We start from the raw sequence: 6,786 nt of genomic DNA, 5'->3' as shown, positions 1-6,786 counted from the left end.
CAATAAAACCAAGCGTTTTTTGTGCGCATCACATTAATAAAATATAACACTATGTGCTAAAAACACATGATAAAAATCCCTCCATAATATACAGATAAATTCCCCGTTTATTTCTCTAGGAGTCTATTAAATAACTAATTTGACCATTTGTTTTCCACTGTTATTGTTGATGTTGGACAAAGATGGGGAATATTCATTCTAAGGACGACTTCTCCAACCATTAATTTTCTACCGTAAAGATGACAAGGTATTGATCCTTTTAAATATTTCTGGGATTGTAGGAAGTTAAGCAGGAGGTTAGAATACTTTCTGTTTTAATGACTCATTATAAGTAAAAGAAGGAAATCACGGAAGTTCATCTAGGAGGAACTGTTATTATGAAAGCTGTCACCTATCAAGGGAAACATTCGGTAAGTGTAAAAGAGGTAGAGGATCCACGGATTCAAAATTCACAAGATGTGATTGTGAAAATATCTTCTACTGCAATCTGTGGTTCAGATTTGCATCTTTATCAAGGAAACTTTCCTCTTCCTATTGGCTATGTGATTGGTCATGAACCGATGGGGATTGTTGAAGAAGTAGGGTCAGAAGTAACAAAGGTGAAAAAAGGTGATCGTGTGGTTGTTCCTTTTACAGTTGCTTGTGGGACCTGTCCGTATTGCTCAAATCATCTTGAAAGTCAATGTGACAACGCTAATCCCCATTATGATTCAGGAGGTTATCTTGGATATTCTGAAAAGTTCGGGAATTATCCTGGTGGGCAAGCTGAATACCTCCGCGTACCATTTGGCAACTACACACCATTCTTGATTCCTCAAGATTGTGAACTAGAGGACGAGCAATTGTTGTTTCTATCTGATGTATTGCCTACTGCCTATTGGAGTGTTGAAAATGCAGGTGTGGAAGCAGGGGATACTGTCATAGTATTGGGATGTGGCCCGATTGGTTTAATGGCCCAACAGTTCGCCTGGCAAAAAGGAGCGGAACGCGTCATTTCAGTCGATTATTTTGACTACCGATTAAATCATGCAAAAAAAATGAATCGCACAGAAATTTTTGATTTCACACAGTACGATGATATGGGAGAGACATTGAAAGAATTAACAAAAGGCGGGGCTGACGTTGTGATTGATTGCGTAGGGATGGACGGAAAAAAGTCACCTCTTGAGTATGTGGAACAAAAGTTAAAATTACAAGGAGGAACATTAGGTCCGATCCAAATCGCAACCAAAGCAGTCCGAAAGTGCGGCACGGTTCAAATTACAGGTGTCTATGGTGGTCTTTATAATATGTTTCCACTAGGCGCCTTTTTTTCAAGAAATATTACACTTAAGATGGGTCAAGCACATGCTCGTAGTTATATGCCAACGATTTATGAAAAAATTGTGAGAGGGGAAATAGATCCAACTGCTATTATTACGCACAAGCTAGCGCTAGAAGATGCAGCCCATGGCTATGATATCTTTAATAATAAGGAAGATGATTGTATTAAAGTGGTGTTAAAACCCGGGTGAATGTTATTTCATCACTTTCATACAAATTACATTATATGCTAAATACACAATATAAAAATAAATGAGCTATACCTATATATTGTTCTTCTTTACTCTTTATTTCTTTCGAATCTATTTAAAAGATAACAAGGTTTATCATTAAGACCTCATACTCATTAGAGAGCAACCTAACTTTGCCTGTTAGAGATGAATATTTTCACTAACATCTAAACACCCACTTGAATATACTTTATACAAATACACTTTGTGATAGGCAGATAATAATGGATAATCAAACGAAAAAACCATACGATGCTTGGATTCAGGCGGTAGGAACGATCATTTCTGCTATTGGAAGTACACCATCAAATAGAATAAAAAAAGAATTACAAAATGATCTAAACTTGTGGGGAAATGTTTTACAGGGAACTGGAAACGCTCTTTCAGCTGATGGAGAAGCAGGGGAATCGCTTGAAAAGGTTGGAAATCAAATTCAAGCAATTGGAAATAGTAGCGTAGTTGCAGGGATAATGATTGAATTTAATGAAGAAACGGGTCAGAAATTCATCATAACAGGAAATTGGCTACAGGCTTTAGGAGGAGTTACAGCTTTAGGCGAAGAATTACAAGGTCCTTCTTCACCGAGTCAATCTTATAACATTATAGGAAACTTATTGCAGTCGATCGGAAATTCATTGCAAGCTATTGCCGGTATATATGAATTAGAAAAAAGTGCCCAGAATATTAAAAGTCCTAAGGGACAAAGAAATAGTCTATCATTAGAAGTGAATGGAAGTTGGATACAAGCTGTAGGTTCCGTAATTTCACTGATTGGGCAAACAAAAGAATAGATGTAGGATGAATATAAATAGAGAAGTCGTATTGTACGAAGGCACAAAAAGTCATTTAAGGCAAAAAAGGTATAATCCCCCTTATCATTTGAGGGGGATTATACCTTTTTTCTATATCACAATCATTCTACTCAAAATAAACTCACTCAAACAGAAGTATAGTACTTTGTTAAGATAGCAAATGTTGTTTCAGAGCGGTCTCATTAAGCACAGTTACATTTTGATAGCCTAGGGAAACCCATCCTTTCTTTTCAAATAACTTTAATATTTTAGTAGTAGTGACTCTCGCAATCCCAACTAAATCTGATATTGCTTGATGAGTATAATCAATTGAATAAAACGTATCTGATTCCTTTTCTTTAAAATAGGTTCCTAGCTGGACTAATATATGTGCTACTTTTTTATCTGATGATAAAAAGGCCATACTATATACTTGAATAGAGAGAAGACGAATGGTCTGTGCCATTAATGTAAATAACTCTACCATCAAGTTTGGACTCTGAGTTAAGTACGTTAACATGAGATCTAAATCAACCGAAATCAGTTCAACATCAGTGATCGTGCAGGCTGATGTTAAACGAGGAGTGTGGCTGAAATGGGATGCATCTCCAAAGATATTATGGGGACCCAATAGTTTTAATGTGATTTCATTCCCTTCTTGTGAGGTGAGAAAAAGCCGTACTCGTCCTGATTTAATTAAATAAAATTGATTGGCAAGATCATCTTGAAAATAGATCATTTCATTTTTTCGATAAAATTGTATCGTCCCTACTTTTTCAATCGCGCTATACAGATTAGATCCTTTTACAATGGTCATAGATTGAAGTATTTTTGAATTATCCATTTTAATTACCCTCCCATAAGATTGTAACGTAAGTAACAATCTTTTAGTAAGGAAAATGTTACTATAAAAGAAAGTCTATTAACAACTTTTTCTATTTTAAACTGAAACACTCATTGTGTATAATGATAGAAACTATCCATTTTACTATTAATAACTTATCTACAAGGGACTGCCCTAAAAGTTGATAAAAATTGACTTTTAAGGCAGTCCTTATTTTTTTATTTTTAAAAGGAATTTTGTAAGTTCCTTTAATAAAATAACAAAAACTAGAAGGTGTCTGGCGCTTGGTAAGATGTGTTAAATTAAATGGTAGCAAAGTCTAATGATATGTAGGAAAGATAGCAGACTTTCATGGAGGGGCATCTAAAAAAGGATTGTTTATAAGCCAGAAGCATTACAAGAAGATGCTGGACAAAATAAAATCGACTAATGAAGTAATTGAGCTTAAGTGATAGCATTTCACTACTCATAAACAGATTACATTATATGCTAAATACACACAATAAATAATTATCTCGATCCATATATTGAACTTACATACTTAATTTTACTCGTGTTTATCTAAAACATAGCAAGATTCATTCTAAGATTTTAATTAAAATGTTCTATTTGGTTCCTAATTATGTATGGGACTTGGTGGGAGTCCAACCCACAAGATACGCAACAGTTTCCGTTGTAACTGTTGGTTGCTCTAAGCATTGAGCTACAAGTCCCTGATTGTAGTATGAGCAGTTATTGAAGGGTTATACATTAAAATTTAAACAATTAAACAAATAATGAATGTGATATGCAAACGGAGGAAATGATCATAAAAAAGTAAATGGAACCATTAAACCTTAGAGGAACTTGGAAAATAGGATTGCATTCTTTTAAAAGAAAGGGTAGACTTTGGTATAATAATATAATATGTATCGGGAGTCTGAGGAATCAGGCTGAGAGTACGACTAAACTGTCGTAGACCGTTAGAACCTGTTGGATCATGCCAGCGTAGGAAAGGTGACAAAAGGATATTCAAGCACTTTGCTTACGCAAAGTGCTTTTTATTATATTCAGAAAGGATTTGAATCAAATGAATCAACAACAAGACATCATAAAAGATCTTTCTTATTTTATTGAAAATAATCTTCCTTCCGAAGACGATTATAATGAACTGGCGTTGCGGATCTTTTCTTATCAATATCAGAATAACCTTCCTTATCAAGCCTTTTGCCGGCAAAAAGGAAAAACTCCGAGGATTGTGAAGACATGGAGGGATATTCCTTTTGTGCCGATTAATGCTTTTAAAGAGGTGGCGTTAAGCTGTACAGATCCAGAAGTAGCAGAAGCTGTTTTTATGACCAGTGGTACGACAAAAGGGATTAGGGGGAAGCATTATCATCCAACCCTCCAAATCTATGACCAATCCATGATTGTAAACTTTAAACAAAGATTTATAAAAGAAACAGAAAAAATTCGTATGGGTGTTCTTTTTCCGACAGAAAAAGAAATGCCGAATTCATCACTAGCCCATTATTTAGCTCTTGGGATGCGGACATTTGGAACAGAAGAGAGTAGCTATTTGTTAAATGAGAATGGTTTGGACATGGATCGCTTGCTTAGTGAATTCAAGCGTGCTGAAGAAACAGGCGAACCCTATGCTTTAGTGGGAGCAAGCTATAGCTTTGTGCATCTTTTCGAAGAATTAGAGAGATTAGGGAAGACTTTCTCATTACCGAACGGAAGTAGAATTCTAGATACGGGTGGCTATAAAAATCAATCAAAAGAATTAGAATTAAATGATTTCTATCAATTATTGTCGACTTTTTTAGGTGTGGACAGAAGTGATTGTATTAACATGTATGGAGTAACGGAGTTAAGCACGCAATTTTATGACGATGGAAATGAAGTCGTACCATCTGTTAAGTCAGGACCAAACTGGATCAAGACGAGAGTCATCAATCCGTTAACAGGTGAAGAGGTGGCAAAGGGTGAGCGCGGGATTCTTGTGCATTGTGATTTAGCGAACTTTAATTCAGTGACGACGATCCTTACAGAAGATCTAGGAGTTGAAATGGATCGTGGTTTCCTTTTATTGGGAAGAGTTCAAGGAGCAGAAGCAAGAGGATGCTCAATGGCCGTTGAGGAGTTTATCGGTTTAGCGAAGGGGTCTGCGAAATGAGGGAAGTGGCCGGTTATCTTCCTCATATTGGCGAAGAGGAATTTGAACGGAAGATTTTACGATTTCAGGACTTAGAAGTGGAGATCCCTCTCCTTACGAAGGAACAGATGAATAAGGTGATCGAAACGGTTAAAAGAGAAAGTGCTGAAATCGTAAAGTCGCTCACCGTATCGGAGATTGTCAACATAATCGATCAAGCAATCGATCGATTACTTGATCGAAGTTCAACGTATCGCCAAAAAGCGGAAAAGTTGTTACCTATTGTGACAGGTTATGATGAAGAAATGATCCGACTTGGTCTTACTTCTTACTTAAAATCGTTTCGTAAGCATGAACTGCAACGCTTTCTCGTTGAGGATTTAGGCAATCCTTTATTGCTTGATGACTTCCAGCCACGTGTAAAAGGTGGATTCTCAAAAGCGGTAGGACCAGAGCTCATTACTCATGTTTGGGCAGGAAATGTTCCGGCATTGCCTTTATGGAGTTTCATTTCCGGTTTGTTAGTAAAGGCAGGTAATATTGGAAAAGTATCGAGTGCCGAGCCACTTTTTGCAGGTTGGTTTGCACATCTTTTAGTGGAAGTAGAGCCAAGACTCGCGAATTGCTTCGCGGTTGTATGGTGGAAAGGTGGAGATGAAGAGCGAGAGAAATCTTTATTTGAACAATCTGACTTAGTGGTAGGATATGGTGGGAATCAGTCGTTGCAGTCGCTTCAAAGTCGGATTCCGATGACAACTCGTTTTCTATCATTCGGTCATAAAGTTAGCTTTGGGATTGTTTCAAATAAGACTCTTGACCCGCAAAAAACATGGAGAACGGCCCATCAAGCTGTTCTTGATGTTATTCGTTATGACCAACAAGGCTGTTATTCTCCTCATCTCTTTTATGTTCAAAATGGAGGACGTGTTTCTCCACGAGAGTTTGCACGGTATTTAGCGACTGAGTTGGACAATTTTAAAAAAAGGTATCCGCGCCGAACCCTCTCGATGGAAGAGTCCACGTCTTTAGCTTCATGGCGGCAAAAAGAAGAAATGAGCCTCTTTTCGCATCGTGACAAAGAGGTACTAGGGAATGTAACAAACGATTGGTCTGTTGTTTTTGAGGAAGGTGACACAAACTTTATACCAAGCCCGTTGAACCGGGTGATTCGAGTTATATCCTTTGAAAAAATTGAAGATATTCTTCCTTCTATTAAGCCTTATCGCTCTTTTTTGCAAACGGTCGGGATTGCCTCAACCCCAAAAGAACTTTTTCAATGGGCAGAAGTTTTAGGGAGTATTGGAGTGACGCGTGTGACAGCATTGGGAAATATGACCTCTCCAGAGGCTGGTTGGCATCATGATGGGCGCTTTAATATATTGGATTTAATTAATATGGTAGACATAGAATCCTCGGCTGAATTGGATAGTGAAAGATTTGCTCCTTATGTCGATTAGGAGG

5 protein-coding genes are annotated in these 6,786 nt (G+C 37.2%); 4 read left to right on the top strand and 1 reads right to left on the bottom strand.

Annotated elements, in window-relative coordinates; genetic code table 11:
- Positions 1–377: 377 nt before the first annotated feature.
- Together JMM81_RS13085 and JMM81_RS13080 are read left to right on the top strand one after the other, a co-directional pair.
- A complete protein-coding gene (locus tag JMM81_RS13085) occupies positions 378–1,514 on the top strand; it encodes a zinc-dependent alcohol dehydrogenase (protein WP_256242019.1) in 1,137 nt (378 codons plus the stop codon).
- 263 nt (positions 1,515–1,777) lie between these two features.
- A complete protein-coding gene (locus tag JMM81_RS13080; protein ID WP_256242018.1) occupies positions 1,778–2,344 on the top strand; it encodes a DUF6944 family repetitive protein in 567 nt (188 codons plus the stop codon).
- A gap of 169 nt (positions 2,345–2,513) precedes the next feature.
- On the opposite strand, the gene JMM81_RS13075 is transcribed toward JMM81_RS13080, so the two are convergent.
- Positions 2,514–3,188: a Crp/Fnr family transcriptional regulator gene (locus tag JMM81_RS13075; RefSeq protein WP_256242017.1), complete on the bottom strand. Its 675-nt coding sequence runs from the start codon at positions 3,186–3,188 to the stop codon at positions 2,514–2,516.
- A 1,069-nt stretch (positions 3,189–4,257) separates the two neighbouring features.
- On the opposite strand from JMM81_RS13075, the gene JMM81_RS13070 reads away from it, so the two are divergent.
- Both JMM81_RS13070 and JMM81_RS13065 read left to right on the top strand, forming a co-directional pair.
- Positions 4,258–5,346, top strand: coding sequence for a LuxE/PaaK family acyltransferase (locus JMM81_RS13070; protein ID WP_256242016.1), 1,089 nt, complete (start codon positions 4,258–4,260; stop codon positions 5,344–5,346).
- The gene (locus JMM81_RS13065; protein ID WP_256242015.1) at positions 5,343–6,782 is read left to right on the top strand and encodes an acyl-CoA reductase; all 1,440 of its coding nucleotides are present in this window, start codon (positions 5,343–5,345) and stop codon (positions 6,780–6,782) included. Before JMM81_RS13070 ends, JMM81_RS13065 begins: the two co-directional genes overlap by 4 nt.
- The last annotated feature ends 4 nt before the right edge of the window (positions 6,783–6,786 follow it).

This window comes from Bacillus sp. V3B (assembly GCF_024494465.1).
Taxonomy (GTDB): Bacteria; Bacillota; Bacilli; order Bacillales; family Cytobacillaceae; genus Bacillus_BD.
This window is presented reverse-complemented; position numbering and strand designations above follow the sequence as displayed.